This window comes from Planktotalea sp., assembly GCF_039984035.1.
GTDB lineage: Bacteria > Pseudomonadota > Alphaproteobacteria > Rhodobacterales > Rhodobacteraceae > Planktotalea.
In genome coordinates, this window is the sequence record NZ_JBDWVM010000247.1 from 1 (window position 1) to 3,776 (window position 3,776).

Consider the following 3,776-nt stretch of genomic DNA (forward strand, 5'->3'; position numbering starts at 1 on the left):
CGTCTCCACTGCGGAAGGTAGCGAAGCTGCGCTAGCTGCAATCGAAGGTTTGATCCAAACATCGATCGACTCTGCAGCGGCATTGGGTTCGGCGGGTAGCCGTATCGAAACTCAGTCTAACTTTGTCAGCGCTTTGACCGATAACCTGAAGTCGGGCATCGGTGCGTTGGTGGACGCCGACATGGAAGCCACCTCGGCAAAACTTCAAGCGCTGCAAACACAACAGCAGTTGGGTGTTCAGTCGTTGTCTATTGCCAATCAGGCACCACAGACCATCCTGTCGCTCTTCCGTTAAGCGATATCTCAGGGGCGCGGCACGTCGCGCCCCTGAACCTTTTCACCAGTACCAAATAAAGGTTATATCGTGAACGCATACGCACAGGCCCAAAGCGCATACGCGCCCGCAGCGGCCCCGACCAGAACGGCACGCAGTGCAGAATACGAAGTCATCGCAAGAATATCTCATCGCCTGAAAAAAGCGATAAAATCCAATAAATATCCAGCATTGGCTGAGGCGTTATACGAAAATGACAAACTTTGGAAAACACTCGCAATTGATGTGATGGATGACGGTAACCTACTGCCCGACGAATTGCGCGCCAATATCCTCTATCTGGCTGAGTTCACACGCCTACACACTCAAAAAGTACTTCGTAAAGAAGAATCCGCCATACCGCTTCTCGAAATAAATGCAACAATTTTAGGCGGCTTGCGCCCAGCGGGAGAGACAAAATGACCGGTCTGGTTTTAAAACTTAGCCCCAAAGAGCGCGTATTGATCAATGGCGTTGTAATCGAAAATGGAGATCGCCGCAGCCGCCTCGCTATCATGACGCCCGGTGCAAACATTCTTCGTCTACGCGATGCTATCCATCCCGAAGACGCAAAAACCCCAGTTAAACGTGCCTGCTTTGCGATGCAACTTGTCCTATCCGGGGACAAGGATCCAGATGACGCGCATTTGCAGCTTCTGAGGCAGATAGAAGAGCTAAGTCAAGTGTTTACTGATACAGATAGCCGTAACGTATTAGCGGAAGCGACGCGCGGCCTCGTAGAAAAACAACACTATAAGTCACTCAAAGCACTCCGTGCACTACTACCCCGTGAAGAACGAATTTTAGCAACAAGAATGAACTGAAATTCAGGCGTGCAAATGTCATTTGCACGCCTATTTTCTTTAGACCTTCAAAGGCGTACCGCCTCTTTCCCACAACAGTGGATGAAAAACCTCATCAACCGGTGTCTCTGCAACGTGGTTTATATAGTTAGACATCGTTTTTTGAGCCAACCCTAAAATGACGTCAAGCACAGCTCGATGACTATAACCCGCATCAAAAAATACCTGCATTTGACCCTGCGAAACATTACCTCGCTCGCGAACCATTTGCACCGTAAAGGTGCGCAGTGCTTCGAGCTTCGCGTTCGGCAAGGGTGTTTCATTCCGAAGCGCTTCTGTAATCTCATCAGAGACCTTCATCATTTTGGCAATGCCCGTGTGCGCTGGAACGCAGTAGTGGCACCCATGTTCAACGTTGATAGACTGCCAAACTACGGTTAGCTCATCAGCGTCAAAATCGGTTTCGGTGAACAGTTTGTGAAGCAATTGGTAGGCTTCATAAGACTGAGGGCTCTCAGCCAGGACTTTATGCAGTCCAGGCAAGCGCCCAAATGCTTTTTGCGAGTTCTCGAGCAGTGCTTTGGAACCTTCGGGAGCAGATTCCATATCGTGTGCGGGGAATGCCATATCTTACTTTCCTAATAAATTTCCGTTCTAGGATTAACTAGGGTTTATTGAGCGATCACTCAAGTATATATTTGAGCGATCAATCAAATATTGGTGACCCAATGCCTCGCAAACCTAACTACAACCGTGACGACCTGATCGAGCGCGCCCGCGATTTGTTTTGGCGACAAGGCTGGGCCGGGACATCATTAAAAAATCTAGAAGCAGAGTTGAACATGAAACCCGGAAGCTTTTACGCAGCGTTTGGGTCAAAGGATGCACTGTTTGCGCTCGCATTAGAAAAATACGCATCGGACGGTGCGAACCGACTTCGCCAACTGAAAGAAAGGCATGGGCCACTTTGTGCGTTGCAACGCTTTCCAGCAATGGTCGTGAATAATCCTGAGTCACCAGCCAAGGCGTGTATGTTGTCCAGAACGCTTCTCGAACTACAGGCAAGCGAGCATCCATTGGCCGAACTTGCAAACCAACACCTTCTCAAAATGGAGGCTCAGTTTTGTGAATTATTCACTCATGCACAGGCACTAGAGGAGATCAGCACGAAACACCGTCCCGATGTGCTAGCCCGTAGATATCAGTCAGATCTTCTAGGGTTGAGGGTCTCGGCAGAACGCAACGATGTTGATGCGGGCGCTATCGCGGCCGAAATTGCCCATGATCTAAGCGCGCTTTGAGCGCTAACGCCAGATCCTCTTTGGTGTGACATTCGAAGGCACCCGTGCCATCATATTTATTACTGAATGATCCGTATCTTCAATCACCAAGCCCAATGGAGCGCGCGACAATGACAGAAAAGCTGACCCACGTTCTTAAACTGATCGATGACGCAAATCGCGCAGATCCGACGATCCATATTGACGACGAAGGCGTTCCGCATCCCGAGGCCTATCTTTACGGTCAGCGCATGTCCTCAGAGTTAGACCGCCTGTGTGGTAATACGGCAAGCGACGTTTTGCGGATCGCGGCACGCGGCCAACACATCGAACGCTGGCAGATAAAGCGCGCGCAATACCCGGAGGGACGAACGGGCTATTTAACATGGCGCCGCGACCAAGCCCAAGCACATGGCGACCGGTTAGCAGGCTTTATGCAAGACGCAAACTATACCCCCGAAGACTGCGAGCGTGTCCGTATTTTGTTACGCAAAGAAGGTTTAAAACGAGACGCCGAAGTACAACAGTTAGAAGACATCATCTGCTTCACCTTCATCAAGTGGTACTTCAAACCGTTTGCCGAAAAGCACCCCGATGAAAAAGTGTTGGACATCGTAGCCAAAACAGCTCGGAAAATGTCGACCGACGCACGCACCCGGGCTCTCGCCGAGTTTGATTTGCCTGACGCATTGCGAGACGTGATGAGCGCCGCCGCGTGACACATCGAAAGCGTCCGTACATCGCATTCTAGGCGCCTAGCTCACATGAGGTAGCTTAGTTCATCGAAAAACGCGAATACACTACGACAAACGTGCAAGTTCTGTATCTAACCGCCTTGATGCCGCCCCCGGCCTGCTGCCCCAGACTGTGATCCACCGATAAAATATGGGCGTGAGAAACAGCGTAAACACAGTGGCAAACCCAAGGCCACCGACAATGACCCAGCCAACTTCCATACGCGCTTCGGCGCCTGCACCAGACGTCAAAACCAACGGCAATCCACCCAGAACCGTGGACACCATCGTCATCATCACGGGCCGAATGCGCAGGCGCATCGCGCTTCGGATTGCGGTATCAATGTCGTGCCCGGCTTCGCGCAGTTGGTTGGCAAATTCAACGATGAGAATGCCGTTTTTTGCCATGACCCCGATCAACATCACCAGCCCGATCTGGCTATAATAATTCAATGACCCGCCGCTAACCGAAATCGCCAGAAGCGCCGCAGCGAGACCAAAAGGCACCGTCATCATGATAACCAGCGCGCTGGAAAAGCTCTCAAATTGGGCAGCCAGCACCAAAAGCACCACGACCAGCGCAATTCCGAAGACCAAAAACACCGACTGAGTGCTGTCGTTCAGGGTCGCGGCTTCGCCTGTAAAC

At 51.1% G+C, this 3,776-nt stretch carries 7 protein-coding genes; 5 read left to right on the forward strand and 2 right to left on the reverse strand.

All coding sequences use genetic code 11. From position 1 onward, the window contains the following. The 3 genes from ABJQ89_RS11150 to flbT form a co-directional block, all read left to right on the forward strand. The coding region (locus ABJQ89_RS11150; protein ID WP_348496312.1) for a flagellin at positions 1 to 295 on the forward strand (295 nt) is incomplete at its 5' end. Between the two features lie 69 nt (positions 296 to 364). Beyond that, on the forward strand, positions 365 to 736 hold the full coding sequence (gene flaF, locus ABJQ89_RS11155; RefSeq protein ID WP_348405087.1) for a flagellar biosynthesis regulator FlaF: 372 nt from the start codon (positions 365 to 367) through the stop codon (positions 734 to 736). Next, complete coding sequence (flbT, locus tag ABJQ89_RS11160; RefSeq protein WP_348405088.1) at positions 733 to 1,137, forward strand: flagellar biosynthesis repressor FlbT; 405 nt, start codon at positions 733 to 735, stop codon at positions 1,135 to 1,137. The genes flaF and flbT overlap by 4 nt, the downstream gene beginning before the upstream one ends. Before the next feature lie 39 nt (positions 1,138 to 1,176). Here the strand turns inward: flbT and ABJQ89_RS11165 are convergent, their stop codons facing one another. Further along, positions 1,177 to 1,743, reverse strand: a complete 567-nt coding sequence (locus tag ABJQ89_RS11165) for a carboxymuconolactone decarboxylase family protein (RefSeq protein ID WP_348405089.1) — start codon at positions 1,741 to 1,743, stop codon at positions 1,177 to 1,179. A gap of 101 nt (positions 1,744 to 1,844) precedes the next feature. On the opposite strand from ABJQ89_RS11165, the gene ABJQ89_RS11170 reads away from it, so the two are divergent. Both ABJQ89_RS11170 and ABJQ89_RS11175 read left to right on the forward strand, forming a co-directional pair. Then, a complete protein-coding gene (locus tag ABJQ89_RS11170) occupies positions 1,845 to 2,417 on the forward strand; it encodes a TetR/AcrR family transcriptional regulator (protein ID WP_348405098.1) in 573 nt (190 codons plus the stop codon). A 110-nt stretch (positions 2,418 to 2,527) separates the two neighbouring features. Continuing rightward, positions 2,528 to 3,115 carry a DUF4202 domain-containing protein gene (locus ABJQ89_RS11175; protein ID WP_348405090.1) on the forward strand — a complete coding sequence of 196 codons (588 nt, stop codon included), beginning with the start codon at positions 2,528 to 2,530 and terminating at the stop codon, positions 3,113 to 3,115. A gap of 81 nt (positions 3,116 to 3,196) precedes the next feature. Here ABJQ89_RS11175 and ABJQ89_RS11180 read toward each other — a convergent pair. Continuing rightward, positions 3,197 to 3,776 (reverse strand): efflux RND transporter permease subunit (locus tag ABJQ89_RS11180; RefSeq protein ID WP_348496313.1); only part of this gene is annotated, 580 nt, incomplete at its 5' end.